The sequence below is a fragment of the Aerococcus sanguinicola genome, from assembly GCF_008726925.1.
Lineage (GTDB): Bacteria > Bacillota > Bacilli > Lactobacillales > Aerococcaceae > Aerococcus.
Window position 1 is genome coordinate 595,412 of record NZ_VYWO01000001.1, and the last position, 17,273, is coordinate 612,684.

A 17,273-nucleotide genomic window follows, 5' to 3' on the forward strand; every position below is an offset into this window, starting at 1 on the left:
TTGCCCTCAGTCACTTAGCGAAGCTTTAGGCAGTTCCAGGTGTTGACGCAGACGGTTTGAAGCTTCTTGCCGGTCCTCTTCCGATACGATACTCAGATAGGTCCCTGTTGACATATCATCCGTCCCCTTGAGGACGCCCTGTTCAATTGAATCAGCCGTACTGCGGTAGTCCTTGGCTAGTACCATCATATCCGACAGCTGCAAGTCAGTACGGACATTTTGGCGGACAATATCTGACAAGTCCTTCAAGTGGGTCAGGCTCTGTACGGAGCGAAGGGAATCTAGAATCCCTCGGAGGACCACTTGTTCGCGCCGCGCCCGGCCGAAATCCCCTTCCGGATCTTCATAGCGCATACGGATATAGGCCATGGTCTCTTGACCATCATGGAGGGTAAGGCGCCCCCGGGGAAAGCTATAGCCCATATTGTCGAAGCTCAACGGATTGTCCACTTGAATACCACCCAGACTGTCCACAATATTCACCAGTCCGGTCATATTCACCAGGGCATAATAATCCACCGGAACATTCAAAAGCTCTTGGACAGCCCCAATGGTTGCCTCAATCCCTCCTTGCCCATAAGCTGCATTAATCTTCGTCCCCACTTGCTCGCTGTAGGTATCCCGCGGAATACTCAGCATCTTAGCTGAATTTGTCTTTGGATTCAGGGTCAGTAAGATGAGGGCATCTGTATTCTGCTCACCCGTCGTCCGACCATTGCCCGAGTCCATGCCGACGAGGAGAACAGAAATAGGGTCTTCCCCGAGTTCTGGATTGCGTTGGGCAGACTGCTTGGCCTGGTCAGCCCCTTGGGTTGGGGCATAGAGATCATCTGCTACTTCTTTGGCACCAAGGTAAGTTCCCCCTATGATTAAGAGGACCACGAAGGCCAAGCCAAGCAATAGCCATGGCCAGATCCTCCTCTTTTGTCGTCGGTAGTGGTCACGTTGAGGCATCATACCCTTCCTTTCTGTCATTATCTTCTCCCCTCATTATAAAGCTTTTACAAGCTGAGTACAATTGTTAAGGAAAAGCGATCCATAAAAGTTGGAACAGAACTTCTAAGAAAGTTTACAGATTAAAAGGCTGGGATTTTCCCCAGCCCAATCATATATTCAATCAATCTTTTCGAATGATATAAGAATGTACCAGGCCGATCAAGAGGCCAAGGATAGCTGGCAGAACCCAAGCAAAACCATAGCTATAAAAAGGAAAAATAGCTGTCGCGATTTGATCCAGGATTGGAATCGATCCTGTAGGCAGGGCATGCTGGAGGTCAAAGCAGGCAGGAACCAAGGTAAAGGCCAGGGTCCAGCGCATAATAACGGGTCGCTTCGACCAGGCCGGAACCAAATGGAGCAGGGCAATCACAATCGATAGAGGATACATGAAAGCCAAGAAGGGAACGGCCCAGGCGAGGATGGCATCCAGGCCCGCATTAGCAATGACAAAGGAAATGCCGATAAAGACATAGGTCCACTTCTCTTGGTTAAGGATATGAGGATAAATCTCCGCAAAAGTCTCCGCGCAGGAAACAATCAGACCAATTGCTGTCTTCAGACAAGCCACAAACATGACCAGGAAGAGGAGGATACCTGCAAAGATTCCAAACTTAGTGGCTACAATTTGGATGAGGGCCTCGCCCCCATTCTGTGCTAAGCCGATATCTTCCAAGCTGCGGGCCCCCAACATGGTCAAGAGGAAATAAATAACAGCCATTAAGCCCATAGACAAGGCCCCACTCTTGATCGTTCCCATGGCAACATCCCGGTCTTCCGTCACCCCAACTTGGTGGATGGACCGAACAACCAGGATCCCAAATATCAGGCCAGCAATCACATCCATGGTATTATAGCCATTCAAAAAACCTTGGAGGAAAGGCGCCTCCTGATACTTTGGAGCAACCGGAAAGTCTGCAAAGGAAAAAGTATCTCCTGTCAGCAAGACCCCTGCCAAAATCATGGCAAGAAAGATTAAGAAAACGGGATTCATCCACTTCCCCACCCAAGTCATTATTCCCGAAGGCTTGAGTGAAAAATACGCCACACAGAGAAAGAAGAAAACCGAATAAGCAAATAACAAAGCCGGATGCTGATTAAACTGGCTAAAGCCAATTTCATAAGATACCGTCGCCGTCCGTGGAATCGATAAGAGTGGCCCCAGAACAAAATACAGGAGAGCTGTGAAGATATGCCCATACTTGGGTAGAACCCGCTCTGACATATCGTTAAGCCCCTTACTGCCAGATACACCGATGGCAACAACAGATAGGAGGGGAAGCCCCACCGCTGTCACGACAAAACCTAGAGCAGCTGGCCAAAGATTAGCCCCTGCCTCCTGTCCCATCTGAACTGGGAAAATCAGATTACCGGCCCCAAAAAATAAACCGAACAACATGGACCCGATGACCGTGGACTGACGCCAGCTCAATGACTGGTGCTTGTTTTTCAATTCAATCACTCCTCTTTCGCAAATTTATACCAATGATTAAAATTTTAGCACAAATTTTAGCCACTTAAATTAATTTATGATGAGGATGGCTGCGGCAAGGGCTTAAATTGACCAGCCCTTAACTAGCTATAAGACTATCCAAAAAATGCCGACGCCTTGCCAGAGGCCCGCCCTAGCTCGTCAGCAAAAGCAACAAAAAAAGCCGGAGCCAGGTCGCTCCAGCCTAATGGTTAACAAAGTGATACAGGTAGAGAAGATAGGCCCAATACTTATAGAATTCCTGTTGGGCAAAGTCCTGGATATAATCCGGCCCCTCCTTCCAGGTCACCCAATGGTCGCCTTGGCGGTGGTAGGCGGCCACAAAAGTCAAGTCAAAACCATAGCGGCGGTTAACCCGCTCGAAGATCATCTTGGTTCGCAGCATGTGATAATCTGAAGAAACGACCAGGGCGGATTGGTAGCCCGCCTCCTTCATCATCTTCAAGCTATGGGTCGCATTCTCATAGGTACTTGTCGCTGTGGCATCATTAACAATAGCGGATTCAGGAACCCCATGCTTGGCATAGTAGGCCCCATTAATTTGGTCATAAGGAGAAACAATCAACTTACCGGACCGGCTGTAGCCAGCGCGATAAAGATTGGCCGCGCGCTCAGCTCTTTCCTCCGTAATCATCCCTTCCGGCACAATAATCACATCAGCTAGCTGGGGCGTTTCATCCACAATTAGATGGTCCATAATCACAAAATATGACAAAGAAATAAAAGCCAAAGCTAGCCCGAGAGCTAGAATGGCTCCTAAAAAAATTCGTTTCATATTCACCTTTCCAAGCCTAGCCAGTTAAATGCCATTGAAGGACCCTAAACAGGCCTTAAGAAGCCTTCCCCTCATCGGATAATAGGCAGCTAAGCAATCAGTACCTCAAGCAAAGCGACTAGCGGATTCCTAAAGCAATGCGAGCATAACGGGAGAGACGTTTCGTCGTCCAAGCTGGCACCCAAACCAGGTCAATCTTCATTTCTTTAATTTCATCGACATCATCAAGGGCTATAGCTGCCGATTCCATGAGCACATCTTGGAGAGGGCAGCCCATGGTGGTCAGCGTCATCTTAATCAAGAGATGCCCTTGACCATCGTAGAGCAAGTCATAGATGAGGCCAAGATTAACAATATCAATCCCTAGTTCAGGGTCGATGACACCTTCTAGCGCCTGGATGCATTCATCATAAAGGGCTTCATCCATTAATTTCAAATCTTCAAATTGGGAAAGGTCAGCAAAATTTTCTTCACTCATGTAAACGTCCTTTCTTTATTCTGATCGTTGGGCCACTTTGACCGTTCGATCATTGATGGCCTTCTCAAGTTCGGGATAGAGGTCTCGCGCCACACTTGCCCCTAGAGTCATCAATTCATAGAGGACCCGAACATCTTCACCCGTCCGTGATAGACAGCGGGTATAAATTTCACCATCACCAGAGAGAATCAGGTTATAGTAACCGCTGCGGTCACGGTTGAGCTTGTTAATCACTTCAAGTGCCTTGGGCGTCTGTTGGAAGTCCTCCACTTGGCACAGTTGCCGGTAGTTGATCTGGAAGTCTGTGGTCACTTCCCCTTGGCTAAAGTCCCGGGCAATAATATGGCATGGCACCACCTTATCTTCCCCTAGCTGGTAGGCTAAGGCAAAGAGATGTTGCCCGCCATCTAAAGGGCGGTATTCAACAGGGACTTTCATTTCTTTGAATAACTGGGTTAATATCTCCTGAATTGCTGGCATGCCAAACTCCTTACTATTTGTGTTGTCGCTTTCAAGAACTTGCTTTCTAACTCTAACATTCTAGAAGTCATTTGTAAATAAATTGACTTGGTCTTGGTCAATGGTCTTAATGACCCGGCCTGGAACTCCCATGACAAGAGAATTCTCAGGAATATCCTTGGTAAGCACCGTCCCAGCGCCAATGACTGAGCCCGAACCGATGCTTACACCTGGCATCACGGATACATTGGCCCCAAACCAACAGTCGGAGCCCACTGTAATGGGCCGTGCTTGCTCCAAGCCCGCATTACGGGGCTTGGCAGTTAAGGGATGGGCCGCTGTATAGAAGCCACAGTAGGGGCCGATAAAGACATGGTCGCCAAATTCAATCGCCGCTCCGTCCATAAAATAACAGGCATGGTTGACAAAGCAATGCCTGCCAAAGCGGACATTGTCCCCATAATCCACATAGATTGGTGCCATCACTTCTAATCCCTCGGGCAGAGGGCCTAGAAGGTCAGCTAGGGCTTCCGCTCCTGCTTCAGGATCAGTGGGAGCAACTTGGTTGAAGCGGTGAGCCTTAGCCTTGGCTTCTTCACGCTTAGCTAGGATTGCCGCATCATAATTTGCATCATACCATTGGCCGGAACGCATTCTTTCATAATGACTTAACATAATAACCTCCTAAGGCCAAAGTCCAGATTGTTGGTAATCTTGACCACAATAATGCCAGTTGACCACATCCTGGGCATAGCGTTGGATAGTCGTCGTGGAATTATTATGGTAAACAGAAGGCGCAATGAGCAGACCGTGAGGATGGACATGGTCCAAACGCCCAAAACGCGGTGAAATTAACTGGTAATGATTAACATCGAGGCTGACCCCTTGACCAGGATCGGGATTCAACCAGCCCGCATTGCGCAAGTCATAGAGAAGACTCTCCTCCGGCAAGTCCTGCCTCAAATCTAGGTTGATCCCGGTCGCATTGACGATAAAGTCAACCTCCTCAAGGGCCATCCCCTCTTCATCGAGCAGGTAGTAGCGATCAGTCAAGCGATCATAGACGACCTCATCCACCCCCGAACAAGAGACGAGGCAGCCTTGGTCCGCTAAGTCCAACAAAGAATTGGCGGAGGCCAGGGGCATCTTCCCCTTAGCTAAGGAGAAGACCTTGTCGTACTTGTCCGTGAAGGCTTGACGGTCGCTCAGGCTAAGATACTGCCAGTAATGGAAGAGCAAGCGGGTCACCCGGGTGGCCAAAGCTTCCAAAACAGCCCCCTGGTCGGTCCAGTCCATCGCCCGGCGGATGCCCTCAAGGCCTGTGCTCAGGGTCACTTCCTGGCATTCTGTCCAGCTTAAGTTCAAATTTTGACATTCTGACTGGATCCACTGGTCTAGGTGTTTATAGGAAAGCCCTTCTTCTGACTTTAGGGCTTCTTGGAAATTTTCTTCACTTAGGAAGCGCCAAGGCAAGTCAGTCGCTTCCTCACCACTAACGATAGGGAATTGATTGCCCCGGGAGAAGGCTAGAATCTGGTCCGGCTGACAAGTATCTGCCAGGTATTTAATGACATCGATAGCGGACAGGCTCGTCCCAATCACCGCAAAACGACGTGGGCCTTCCCTATCCAGCTCATAACGCTCGGCTTCCAAGGGGTAGGCCTGGTTGAGATAGCGAGGCGTCCCTTGCAAATGATAGAAATCGCGCGTTCCCAAGTCTCCGCAGCAAAGATGGATCCGGTCAAAGCCTGAATAAGTCTGACCCGATTCGGTTTCAAGCCGCCAAGCCGCTTGCACCCGGTCAAAGTCAAGCTTGACCACATATTCCTTAACCGCCTGAACGGGAAGGCGGGCGATCAATTCCTCTACACGTTCCCTGAGATAAGCCCCATAGAGATGGCGGGAACTATAGTCTGGCCAGTCGCGGTCGGGATCCTTAGCCTGCAGCCAAGCGTCAAAGTCTCCCGGATAGGCCTGGTCATAAGTCAAGCCAGCATTCCGCGTATTCATCAAGGCCCCCTCATAAGACTCGGTAAAGGGGATCCCCCGACCAAAATAAGGGTCGCGGTCAAAGACCGTCAGTTCAAAGTCATGACTCTGGGCCAGGTGCTGGTAGGCAGCCAAACAGGCAGAGCCAGAAATCCCTAGGCCTATAATTGCAATTCGTTCCATCGTCCCACTCGCTCCTTCTCCATTTTTCCTTCTTGTATTATAACATTTCAAGCTCGAAAGGCGAAAGCTTCTGCTAGGATTTCGCCAGGGCTTAAAAATACTTAGCAGAAATTGCAGTTCTTCCTCATTATTTGATGGGAAACTGACTTTCTGCCTAAAACATCAACATGTGAACCCTTACACAAGAATTTGCACTTTCTTTGAAAAGTCCTTATACTTAAAATAAATAGTAAAGTAAGGAGTCCTTTGCATGAAAAGTAAACTTCCCCTAATTGCCGTTCTCACTGCTCTAACGACCGCACTCTCTATCTTGGTAGTTATCCCCATCCCAGCCACAAGTGGGATCTTCACCCTCTGTGACGCTGGCATCTATGCCTCCGCCCTCTTGTTAGGGCCTGTCGCAGGCGGGATTGTAGGTGCTGCTAGCGGTGCTCTCATTGATTTAATTTCTGGCTATCCCCAATGGATTGTCTTTTCTTTTATTATCCATGGTCTCCAAGGTTATATCGCCGGCTACCTCGCCAAGAAGAACTTACCCGGCGGTAATTGGACCGCCCTCATCCTGGCCAGCCTCTGGATGATGGTCGGCTACGCTATCGGAACCGGCATCCTCTATAACTGGGCTGCTGCTATCCCATCTATTCCAGGCAACTCACTGCAGAATATCTTCGGTATCCTTGTGGCCATCCCCCTCAACCAGACTATCCGCCGCCTCCGCCTGCCTGCCTTACAAGCCTTTATCGACAAATAAACATGGGCTGAAAGGCGCTCATTAACAAAAGGACCTTGCTTCCTCCCGCATGGGGAGACAAGCAAGGTCCTTTTTGATTGTTTAAGAAAGCATGGCCTAGCTCATTGTCCAACCGCCGTCTACAGGGAGGGCGTGACCAGTGGTGTAGGAGCCGAGATCAGAAGCCAAGAAGAGAGCTGCCTTAGCCACATCTTCGGCTTCGCCAAAGCGTTGCATAGGAATCGGAGCTAGGAAGCCTTGGGCGATATCTGGATCTTCTAGGAGTTCATTGGTCATGCCCGTCTTACCAGTGCCTGGGCAAATGGCATTGCAACGAACACCCACGCTAGCGTAATCCACTGCAATCGCTTGGGTCATGGAAACAACAGCCCCCTTACTTGCTGCATAGGCGATGGCATCAGGGAAGCCAATCAGACCCGCTGCAGACGCAGTGTTGATGATGTTCCCCTTGTTTTCTTTCAGATAAGGCATGGCATATTTAGCAGCCAAGAAGGCAGCCGTAACATTGATGGTTAGGCTCTTCTGGAAGGCATCAAGAGGTGTTTCTTCCACATTGCCTGGCACATAGATTCCTGCATTGTTGAAGAGAATATCAATAGTCTGATAGGCTTCAACCGTTTCTTCAACCATGGCCTTAACAGCGGCTTCGTCCCCCACATCCGCTTGGATAGCTAAGGCTTGACCCCCAGCTTCTTCGATTTGAGCAACTGTTTCATCTGCCGCTTGGCGGTCAATATCGACGGCTGCAACCTTAGCCCCTTCTTTAGCAAAAAGCAAGGCTGTCGCCCGACCAAAACCTGACCCAGCACCTGTAATTAAAGCGACTTTATTTTCTAATAGCATAATATCCTCCTTATTATAATTATATGTGCATTAATTAGCGTTTATCTTTGATCCGAACTTGAACGGTGACCAAGGGCTCCGAATTTTTATCGAGGTCTACGCTCAGAATCCGAGCCTCTAGAATATTGCCATGGCCAAAATAAAGCAATTGGCTCAGTAAATGATTGTCATCAGCTGGTAGGTAGCCCAATTTGTTTCCCTTGAAGGCCACTTGCACAGCATCTCCATCATAAGGATTATCCGGTTCAGCTAGAAGGTCAACCGAAGCCCCCACATCGAGGTCTTGGATTACATCTAAGCCGTCATAATAACGAAAGCCTTTGACCCTAAAACTTGCCAGCTGGCGTGACCGTTCATAATGCGCCAAGTACTTATCTTTTTTTGCCATCACTTCAACTCCTTTTATGTTTAACTTTTTTGTCGGAAAATCGAGCATCCGTCCCCGCTCATCGAAAGTCAGACCTTCAGCTTCCAAGAGGGCCTGTTTGCGCGGGACACCGTAGGCATAGCCCGTCAATTGACCCCGACTCGAAAGAACCCGGTGGCAGGGAATCAACAAAGCAATCGGATTACGCCCCACCGCCCCACCAATAGCCTGGGCAGACATGGACGTCTGGTAGCGGGCTTCATAAGTCCGGGCCAAGTCGCCATAAGTAGTCACTTGACCGTAGGGGATCTCCCTTAAGAGCTGCCAAACCCGTTCCTGAAAGGGGCTTCCTTGCGCGCACAAATTAAGTTGGGGCACTCGTTCAGGCTGGCCGATAAAATAGGCACCCAGGGCCTGACAAAGCCCGGCAAGTTCGGGGCAAGCCTGGGCGGGGCGGCTAGAATCATCTAACTGGTCCACAAAACTCAGGCCATATAAAGTATCCTTTTCATAATCCAAAAGAATTGGCCCTAAGTCAGAAGCATAATAAGCCTTGTGCATCGAAGACCCCCTTTCTTAGCTAGCATCTGTAGCTTTTCTTAACTTTATTTTACAAGATTGCTTAAGGGATTGAAAGCAAGAGCACCGCCTAATCTTCAGGCTCACGCATATACTTTGTGAGGAAGGCGGTGCCTATAACCAGGAGCAAGAGCAGGCCAATCGCTAAGACAAAGTCCCAAGTCTTTGGGGCAACTGCCTTATCCCCCACGTTCACATAAATAAGCGTTCCTGGAAGAATCGTAATTAAAGAAATCCCCAGATAATCGATAAAGCGAATATCAGTTAGCCCAAAAGCATAATTCTCAATATTATAAGGAACCAAGGGAATCAAGCGCGCCAAAGCGAGAACAATACGCAAACGTCTTTGCTTGGTCGATAGGATATCGCGAGTCGACGGATAACGTTCGAACAAAAAATTTTGAACCGGCCGGCGGAAAAGATAGCGGGCCATTAAAAACATAAAGGACATATTGAAGCTTGCCCCCAGGACGGTCAGTAAGGAGCCCTTCCAGAGACCAAAGCCCATGCCTCCCGCTAAGGCTAAGACAGGAACAGGGAAGAAACCCATGGGTAGAAAGGTCCATAAGAGCACATAAATGACTTCAGCATATGAACTCGTCATCACCAGCTCCCGTACCCGGTCCAGGTTGAAGGTCTTAAAGATCCACCAGCTTAAAAGAAAGATCACCACAAGGGCCAGGCTACGCCCCCACTTTGACCAATTGACTTTATTCTTCACTTCATCCATCAACTTCTTCCTTCGATCCAGCCCTGCATCACATTCTCCTATATAGTATAGCAGTTTGTGAATTTGTTTTCAAAAAAGAAGCTGGGACAAAAGGCCCGGCTTCTATATAAAATACGAACTATTCTTTAAAAACGTGCTCCAAAAGTCAGCCCTGACATCCACTTCACGAATTATGGAAGATCCTTTGACAAAGTTCTTCCATAATTTGCGGACAGTTGCTATAGCTGTTCGAAGCGAAGCGAGTTACAGATATAGTATGCTTTAGCTGATTCAGGGCTAACCGACTTTTGTCACACTCTCTAATCGCTTAGTGGGTCTTGCCCCCGACACTGTGGAGGTCGTCTTTGCCATCATAGGCAACAATAGCGGAGATGGCCGCTTCCAGCCCCCGGCTAATATCAGCTAGGCCCATGGAAGCCGTGTTCGGACGGTCAACAACTTGTTCGGGTAAGAAGGGAATATGGATAAAGCCTGCTCCCTTAACTTGGGGATAGGTCTTGTCAATCAGATAGAGGGTCTGGTACATAATGTGATTGCAGACAAAGGTCCCTGCCGTATTAGAGACTTCGGCCGGTAAGCCAGCTTCTTTAATCGCCGCCACCATAGCTTTGATCGGCAAGCGAGAGAAGTAGGCAGAAGGGCCGTCTGCCTGAATCGCCTGGTCGATGGGCTGCTTGCCCTCATTATCCGGAATCCGGGCATCATCCCAGTTAATGGCTACCCTTTCTGGTGTCAGCGCATAGCGGCCCCCTGCCTGCCCCACATTCAGGACATAGTCAGGCTTATGGTCTGCGATAGCCTGGCTGACCACCTCAGCACTCTTCCCAAAGACCGTCGGAATCTCAACTTTAACGACTTCCGCTCCAGCAATCTGGTCAGCTAGGATCTTAACGGCTTCAGTTGCTGGGTTAATCTTATCCTCACCAAAGGGATCAAAAGCGGTTACTAAAATTTTCATCAGAGAAACTCCTTTCTTCTAAAAGGCCCAAAAATACATCAGGGCAATATGGCTAACAATCATTAATAAGGCAAAAATCGTCTGGCGCTTAATCACGCCATTGGGGTTCGTCATCTCCAGCAAGGCCACAGGAAGGGCATTGAAGTTACCGGCCATCGGCGTCAACAAGGTCCCACAGAAGCCAGCCGTCATACCCAAGGCCCCCACAACCACTGGGTCCGCCCCATACATCAAGACGAAGGGTACGCCAATGCCTGCTGTAATCACCGTAAAGGCGGAAAAAGCATTGCCCATAACGGCGGTAAAGAAGACCATGCCCAAGACATAGGCTACGCTCCCCCAGAAGCGAGACCCAGCTGGCACAATGCCTGCCAAGATCTGGGCTACAATCTCACCCACCCCTGCATTGACAAAGATAACTCCCAGGGCAGCTAATAATTGGGGCAAGATACTCGTCGTCCCAACTTGTTGGGTCATCCGGTCCGTCTCATAAAGCGCTTCTTTGGCGCTAGGTTTGAAGAGGACAAGGGCTACCAAGGTCCCTAAGAGCGAGCCAATCCCAATCGAGGAGGCGCTAGACTCTGGAATCAGCCGGGCCACAAGCACAGCGGACAAGGCCATCACGAGAACGGGGATGAAGAGTTTCATCCCAAAGTGCCGGGCAGCTAGGTCTTGCTTCTTCTTATCTTCCACAAAGCCTGTGCCAGCCCCAAATTGCTTGAAGAGGGTAATGGCGCCCAAGAGGACCACCAAAATCCCCGAAAATAGGCCAGGAAGCAGGCGGCCGAAGACAAAGAGGATGCCTAGGATTGCCCAGAAAGCCGCTGTCCCCAAGCGCTTAGGATTACTTGTATCCTGGGCGCTCTGGTAGGCCGAATAGAAGAAGATTAAACCCGATAGGACAAAGAAAAATTCTAAAACATAGTCAAATACGTCGGTCATTGTCATTTACTTTGCCCTCCCTTATCTGTCTTAGTGTGCGCATTCAGGCGGTCTAGCCTACGGTCAAAGATATAATTCGAAAGCAAACCGTAGAGGAAGGCCAATCCAGCAACCACTAGCGAAGCCAGGGCAATCTGCGCCGCATCAACTGGATAGCCCAGAGACTCCATAGTTCCGACAATAAGCAAGGTTCCCGCCGCACCGACGAAACCATTTTGGGCAAAGAAATTCCCGATATTCTCCATAGCAGCCGACTGGGCCTTGATCAGCTCTTGACTCTGCGGCGTATTTTCACGGTAACGCGCCTTGGCCGCCGACTGGGCCATGGGTTCAACTAAAGGTCGGACGAAGGCGGGGTGCCCGCCCAAGCGAACCGAGATAATCCCCGCCACTTCCCGAATCAAGAGATAGAAGCTAAGGAATTTCCCCGCCGTCAGTCCCTGGATGCGGTTGACCAAGCGGACGGCCTGCTCTTTTAGGCCATAGCGCTCCGACAAACCCACAATGGGAAGGGTGAGGACAAAGAGTGTCACCAAACGATTGGCGACAAAAGCGTCGCCGAGGGTGGTCAAGAATTCAGCAATGGACATCCCCGAAGCCAGGGCCGTCACGCAAGCTGCAATCACCACCACAGCAATAGTATCCAACTTCAAGGCAAAGCCGACCACAATAATCAGGATGCCTAGTAAGGGCAGATAGGACATAATATTTTCCTCCTATATAAATTTCATCTATTATTATAGCATCTTATCAGCAGCCAGCCTAAGATAAAATTTTGACCGGTCGTCCTAAACATAAAAAAAGCGCTGAGTGATGGCAATCCCACATCACTCAACGCTTCAATTAATAGGCTGCTAGCTAGGCAAAGCCTTATAAAATTGTTAACACCGACAAGACCATAGCGGTTGCGACAGCCGCGCCCATACAGGTTGGGGCGACCTTGAACAAGAGGCGGCGGTAGAGGGCGCGCTGACTCTCTTGGCAATAGGAGCCAGTGGCCAAATAGAGGCTGCCTGTATCAGAGAAAGGCGAAGCACCGGTCGAAAAGCCGCCGACAATAACCAAGCAAGCTAAAAGAAGGACTGGCCAGCCCGTGGCACCAGAGATAGCAGCCAAGGCTGGGAAGAAGAGCGGCGCAAGAACGCCGATAGTTGAACTGAAGATAGACATCAAACCACACATAATGGTCAAGGCAATCGGAATAGTCAAGTTTGGCATATAAGAAATCAGCTTGGCCATTTCTTCCGTGATCCCCAGTTCAATACCCAGGCTAATCAAGAAGGTCATCCCACAAGCCACCCAGATGGTTTGCCAAGGAATCTGGTCAAAGACCTTGTCCCGAGGCGCTAAGTTCATCATATAAGCAATAATACCAAAGATAATGGTTAAGAAGCTCAGATTCATATGTTCACTAATGAAGCTTAAGCTAGGGAAGGCATCGGTAAAGTTCGTGACCATGGCTGGCACTAAGAGGACAACTGCAAAGCAAGCGATTAAGGCCAGGGTCTGCTTTTGCTTAGAGGTGAAGGCTTGGGGTGGATCAATAGACACACTCTCTTGCCCATAGCGGTAGTGTTGCCAGAGGCTGAGTCCAGCAATCAGGACTAAGGGATAAAGGATAGAAACGCCGAAAATCTTCCAGGTCATCGCAGCGGCTTGGTCAGCAAAGCCCGACTCAGAAAGGACCCCTAGGATAATTGCACCGTGGGGGCCAAAGGGAATATTTCCCCCATTCATCCCCCCCAGAATAACTGAGATAGCGGCTACTGTCTCATTCATCCGGGTCTGCCGGCAGAGTTGGAGGGCAATAGCTCCAACAATGGGAACCGAGCCCCAAGTCCCTGCCCCCAAGGCGGACAAGAGGGCTGCGGTTAAATAAAGGCCCAAGGGAATGAGCGAAGTGTGGTGGCGGAAGCGGTAGATCATATGATGGCCGATTGCCTCCAAGGTCCCATTCATCTTGGCGAAGCTAAAGAAGAAGGAAACGCCAAAGATAACCATAAACAGTTCAATGGGCCAGAGCGCGAAGACTTGGTCCGTCGTAAAACCAAAGACAAAGACCGCTAATAAATAGGCAAAAGCGACAGCAATCAGTCCCGCATTTAAGCGAAAGCGTTCACCCATCACAATGGCCAAAATAATGGCGCCAAAAATTATAAGACTATTCATTTACATTTCCTCCTATTTTGGAATATTCAGACGATTATTCGGATAAAAAAGCACCCTTCCAGAACCACTGCGGTCCTCAAAGGGTGCTTAAGCACGTTACCACCTTTGTTGCTAGATTAATAGCTAGCCAACTCATTGCCCTAGGGCTGCCGGTTAAGGGGGGCACCACATGCGGGATAGGGTCCGAAACTTCTGTCACAGACTCTTCCTAGAAGTCGAGTTCACCAGACAGGCAGTTCCCCTTCCAGCTAGCGGGGACTCTCTGAGCTGACCTGACCAGTTACTACTACTTCCACATCGTCTCCTTATGAAATTACCTTTATGATAACACAGTCTAAGAGAGAGTCAAGGTATTTTTTAATTTATTTCTAATCCTTTTCTAAGCTTCGCCACCAGTAACACCGAGAGCTTCGCCGGTAATGGCAGCAGCTGCATCTGAGGCCAGGAAGTATACAGCAGATGCAATCTCGTCTGGCTCTAAGAGACGGCCTAGCCACTGGCCTCCGATAATATGGTTTTGGAGGGCTTCTTCTTCACTGGTCCCATCTTCTTCAGCCAATTTAGCTAATTGGTTATCGATCAGCTTGGTGTGAGTTGGACCAGGGAGGACACAATTAGCCGTGATTCCATCCTGAGCGTATTCCTTGGCCACCACATTGCTGAAGCCGATCTGGGCGGACTTAGCCGCACAGTAAGCAGACTTATACTTGTCAGGACGGCGGCCATGGCCTGAGGAAATGGTAATAATCCGTCCCTTGCCCTGGGCCTTCATGGTCGGCAGGGCATACTTGGTGCAGAGGAAGGTCCCTCCCATAATCACATTGAAGACTTGTTGGAACTTGTCATAAGGGAAGTCTTCGACTGGCGAAATATATTGCATGCCCGCATTATTGACTAAGACATCCAGCCTTCCGCGCTTGTCAATAATTTCTTCCATGACGGCTTTCACTCGGTCTTCATTCGAGACATCCACCGCATAGCCTTGGGCCCGGCCCAAGTTCTGCGCAGCTTCTACAGCAGCTTCTTCGTTCAGGTCAAGGATCGCCACCCAGTCTCCTGCTTGGATGAAGTGCTGGGCAATGGCATAGCCAATCCCTTGGGCTGCACCAGTAATCACAACCGTACGTTCACTCATAATAAGATAACCTCCTCAATTAAGCTTGACTATGGTCTTCGGCCCGCTTCCAAATCAATTGGTCTTCAGGTTTCAAACCATTATAAATCTTCAATTGCCCATCCTTAATTTGAGCTACCCGGGGCTGGGACTGGCCAAGCCAGGTTGGGTTCATCGAAAGCTCCATATGGTGGGTCAATTCGCCCTTGGCCTCGTCCACTTCATAACGGCCGGAATAAGCCAGGTAGCCAGCTGCGGCCTGAGCCATTTCCTCTTGGGTCCCCTTATGGAGGTCACCCGAAGCATAGGCAGGCCGCCCCTGGGCCATGATCTGCGCTGACATGTAACCGTCGGGGGTATAGAGGATGAAGCCTGTCGCATCTTTCCCCAAAGGATAGACCACTTGGCCCGCTTCATCTTTTGTTTGATAGGACTGCAAGACCCAAGCCCCAATCACTTGGTCACGCATGGATTGTCTCATGAAAATTCCTCCTTATTTTTTTCATCGGTATTTTCATTATAGCACGCTTTAGGCAAAGCAAGCGGGTTTAATTTTTTTATAAATACAATCATTAGATGCCGTAGAGCCTTTCCGCATTAGCGTAAGCGATCGCTTGAAGTACCGCTTCTTCTAAGCCGAAGTTAGCCAAATAATCCCAAGCATTGTCACGGCGCACATAAGGATAATCGACCGACCAAAGAATCCGCTCGGCGCCAAAATGATCCAAACAGAGCTTAAAGGGGGCGTCATAGAACATCCCACTCGGCGTGTAATAGAAATTTTGCTTAAATAATAGGCCATGTTATGGGACAGATGAGTCACTTCCACGGGCAAGTTCTCATCTAAGCGTTCCAGGAAGTAAGGCAGGCCTTCTCCCCAGTGGCCAGCAACGACTTGTAAGCCGGGATGGCGGTCAAAGCAGCCGGATAGGATTAAGCGCAAGATGTGGACACCGGCTTCATAGTGCCAACCCATACCATGCCCAGATAAGATCGTCATCACTTGGTCCGACCAGTCCCCCTTGTAATAGGCCTTCAGCACGTCCTCCTTGACCTCACCTGGATGGATCTGCAGGGGTACCCCTAATGCTTCTGCCTTGGCAAAGATCGGATCATAACGTTTAGCATCCAAAAATTCTTCTTGGAAAGTCCCCTGGAGCAAAGCCCCCTTAAAGCCCAAGTCCTTCACCGTCCGTTCCAATTCGGCTGCAGCAGCTTCTGGCTGGTCTACTGGTAAACAGGCCAGACCATAGAAACGGTCAGGATGTTTCTGGCAGGCCTGGTAGAGTTCGTCATTGGCTTGCCGGGCCAAGTCCACAGCTGCCTCCCCCTTCAAATCCATGGGGCTATTGTTCCCATAGCTGATCAATTGGACGGAAACGCCCGCCTGGTCCATATCAGCCAAGCGTTTGGCATCCAAGTCGACAATCGGTCCCCCACTAGCTAGCATCTGATTCAGATAGTCAGAGACAAAGGAAGCCTTGGCCTCCTGCTCAGGGGATAAATTCGCCTGGTTTAAGACCTGGTACTGGTCGTTGATAGCCTTAGACATATAGTGTTCTTCTACTGTAATAAGTTTCATTTGACCCACCCTTTCTGATTTTATTATAGGTGAAATGAGCTCAAAGGCGAAAGAAAAAGCGAAGTTTGCTATAATGTTATAAAGCTAATCATTCAAGGCTTTAAGGATTTTTTTATTGAAAAAGCTTTCGCTAAGTTTCAAATCGGTTGAACATGATTACTGACTTGTCATCGTTCGAAAATGTTAAAACAGCACTGACAAGCAGGACATTTTGAAATTTGCGCAGAGTAAGCTAATCCATTAAAGAAAGAAGGTTAAGGAAAAATGTCTGAAGATAAAAATGAAAAGAAAGAAATACAAGAACGACAACTTAAATTAATCAAAAAGCAAATTAAACAACACAAGGATGTCTTTATTCGTTTGAAGGAGAAATAACATGAATTATATTGACTTTGAGTTTGCAATCCAAATTCATGATTATGTAATTGAAGAGAGTGGCGGTCTTAGCGGGATTAAAGATCCGGGCCAACTAGAAAGTGTATTAACACATATACAAAATGATGATTACTATCCGACTTTCTTAGACAAATTAACACACCTTGTCTTTTCGGTTATAAAATTTCACATGTTCATTGATGCCAACAAGCGATCAGCTATATCACTAGGGGCTTATTTTATGAACTTAAATCACTATACATATGCAGTAGATAATTTTATCGTAGAAATGGAAGATGTTGTAGTGAAAGTAGCCAATAACTCAATCTATAAAGATGAATTAAAGAATATTATTAAAGAGTTACTTGAATGAGAAACTTACTTCTTTAAATTATGGACTCCAACTCCCAGCTTTTAATTGATAAATTTCCTATTTAATATACACTTTCATTATAATATGAACGTTTGTTTATAGATTAACAATTGAAATA

The 17,273-nt window shown here is 48.5% G+C and carries 19 protein-coding genes and 1 pseudogene; 2 read left to right on the plus strand and 18 right to left on the minus strand.

Features of this window, described 5'->3' with window-relative positions:
* Positions 1-6: 6 nt before the first annotated feature.
* The 7 genes from F6I03_RS02875 to F6I03_RS02905 form a co-directional block, all read right to left on the minus strand.
* Positions 7-975 carry an LCP family protein gene (locus F6I03_RS02875; RefSeq protein ID WP_083290493.1) on the minus strand — a complete coding sequence of 323 codons (969 nt, stop codon included), beginning with the start codon at positions 973-975 and terminating at the stop codon, positions 7-9.
* 142 nt (positions 976-1,117) lie between these two features.
* A complete protein-coding gene (brnQ, locus tag F6I03_RS02880; RefSeq protein ID WP_083290494.1) occupies positions 1,118-2,449 on the minus strand; it encodes a branched-chain amino acid transport system II carrier protein in 1,332 nt (443 codons plus the stop codon).
* A gap of 223 nt (positions 2,450-2,672) precedes the next feature.
* A complete protein-coding gene (locus F6I03_RS02885; RefSeq protein WP_070430303.1) occupies positions 2,673-3,263 on the minus strand; it encodes a YdcF family protein in 591 nt (196 codons plus the stop codon).
* Between the two features lie 118 nt (positions 3,264-3,381).
* Positions 3,382-3,741 carry a metal-sulfur cluster assembly factor gene (locus F6I03_RS02890; protein WP_070430304.1) on the minus strand — a complete coding sequence of 120 codons (360 nt, stop codon included), beginning with the start codon at positions 3,739-3,741 and terminating at the stop codon, positions 3,382-3,384.
* Positions 3,742-3,756: 15 nt separating this feature from the next.
* Positions 3,757-4,221 (minus strand): hypothetical protein, encoded by a 465-nt coding sequence (locus F6I03_RS02895; RefSeq protein WP_070626186.1) that lies wholly within the window; start codon positions 4,219-4,221, stop codon positions 3,757-3,759.
* A gap of 60 nt (positions 4,222-4,281) precedes the next feature.
* Entirely contained in the window at positions 4,282-4,875 is a 594-nt protein-coding gene (locus tag F6I03_RS02900; RefSeq protein WP_070430305.1) for a sugar O-acetyltransferase, read from the minus strand.
* Positions 4,876-4,884: 9 nt separating this feature from the next.
* Positions 4,885-6,372: an FAD/NAD(P)-binding protein gene (locus F6I03_RS02905; RefSeq protein ID WP_070430306.1), complete on the minus strand. Its 1,488-nt coding sequence runs from the start codon at positions 6,370-6,372 to the stop codon at positions 4,885-4,887.
* A gap of 250 nt (positions 6,373-6,622) precedes the next feature.
* Between F6I03_RS02905 and F6I03_RS02910 the strand changes: the two genes are divergently transcribed.
* Positions 6,623-7,123, plus strand: a complete 501-nt coding sequence (locus F6I03_RS02910) for an ECF transporter S component (protein WP_070430307.1) — start codon at positions 6,623-6,625, stop codon at positions 7,121-7,123.
* A 96-nt stretch (positions 7,124-7,219) separates the two neighbouring features.
* On the opposite strand, the gene F6I03_RS02915 is transcribed toward F6I03_RS02910, so the two are convergent.
* The 11 genes and pseudogenes from F6I03_RS02915 to F6I03_RS02965 form a co-directional block, all read right to left on the minus strand.
* On the minus strand, positions 7,220-7,966 hold the full coding sequence (locus F6I03_RS02915) for an SDR family NAD(P)-dependent oxidoreductase (RefSeq protein WP_070430308.1): 747 nt from the start codon (positions 7,964-7,966) through the stop codon (positions 7,220-7,222).
* A 34-nt stretch (positions 7,967-8,000) separates the two neighbouring features.
* Complete coding sequence (locus F6I03_RS02920) at positions 8,001-8,894, minus strand: methylated-DNA--[protein]-cysteine S-methyltransferase (RefSeq protein WP_070430309.1); 894 nt, start codon at positions 8,892-8,894, stop codon at positions 8,001-8,003.
* A gap of 88 nt (positions 8,895-8,982) precedes the next feature.
* Entirely contained in the window at positions 8,983-9,642 is a 660-nt protein-coding gene (locus F6I03_RS02925; protein WP_070430310.1) for a TVP38/TMEM64 family protein, read from the minus strand.
* Positions 9,643-9,949: 307 nt separating this feature from the next.
* A complete protein-coding gene (gene pcp / locus F6I03_RS02930) occupies positions 9,950-10,600 on the minus strand; it encodes a pyroglutamyl-peptidase I (protein ID WP_070430311.1) in 651 nt (216 codons plus the stop codon).
* Between the two features lie 18 nt (positions 10,601-10,618).
* Positions 10,619-11,542 carry a DUF979 domain-containing protein gene (locus tag F6I03_RS02935; RefSeq protein ID WP_070430355.1) on the minus strand — a complete coding sequence of 308 codons (924 nt, stop codon included), beginning with the start codon at positions 11,540-11,542 and terminating at the stop codon, positions 10,619-10,621.
* A gap of 2 nt (positions 11,543-11,544) precedes the next feature.
* On the minus strand, positions 11,545-12,246 hold the full coding sequence (locus F6I03_RS02940) for a DUF969 domain-containing protein (RefSeq protein ID WP_070626188.1): 702 nt from the start codon (positions 12,244-12,246) through the stop codon (positions 11,545-11,547).
* A 166-nt stretch (positions 12,247-12,412) separates the two neighbouring features.
* A complete protein-coding gene (locus F6I03_RS02945; RefSeq protein WP_070430313.1) occupies positions 12,413-13,711 on the minus strand; it encodes an SLC13 family permease in 1,299 nt (432 codons plus the stop codon).
* Positions 13,712-14,090: 379 nt separating this feature from the next.
* On the minus strand, positions 14,091-14,846 hold the full coding sequence (locus F6I03_RS02950) for an SDR family NAD(P)-dependent oxidoreductase (protein ID WP_070430314.1): 756 nt from the start codon (positions 14,844-14,846) through the stop codon (positions 14,091-14,093).
* A gap of 19 nt (positions 14,847-14,865) precedes the next feature.
* Positions 14,866-15,306, minus strand: a complete 441-nt coding sequence (locus F6I03_RS02955) for a lipocalin-like domain-containing protein (RefSeq protein ID WP_070430315.1) — start codon at positions 15,304-15,306, stop codon at positions 14,866-14,868.
* Positions 15,307-15,397: 91 nt separating this feature from the next.
* Entirely contained in the window at positions 15,398-15,583 is a 186-nt protein-coding gene (locus tag F6I03_RS09970; RefSeq protein ID WP_083290495.1) for an amidohydrolase family protein, read from the minus strand.
* Between the two features lie 116 nt (positions 15,584-15,699).
* Positions 15,700-16,407: pseudogene (locus tag F6I03_RS02965) on the minus strand (amidohydrolase family protein); the annotation flags it as partial.
* 376 nt (positions 16,408-16,783) lie between these two features.
* Here F6I03_RS02965 and F6I03_RS02970 point away from each other — a divergent pair.
* Positions 16,784-17,155 carry a type II toxin-antitoxin system death-on-curing family toxin gene (locus F6I03_RS02970; protein WP_070430316.1) on the plus strand — a complete coding sequence of 124 codons (372 nt, stop codon included), beginning with the start codon at positions 16,784-16,786 and terminating at the stop codon, positions 17,153-17,155.
* The last annotated feature ends 118 nt before the right edge of the window (positions 17,156-17,273 follow it).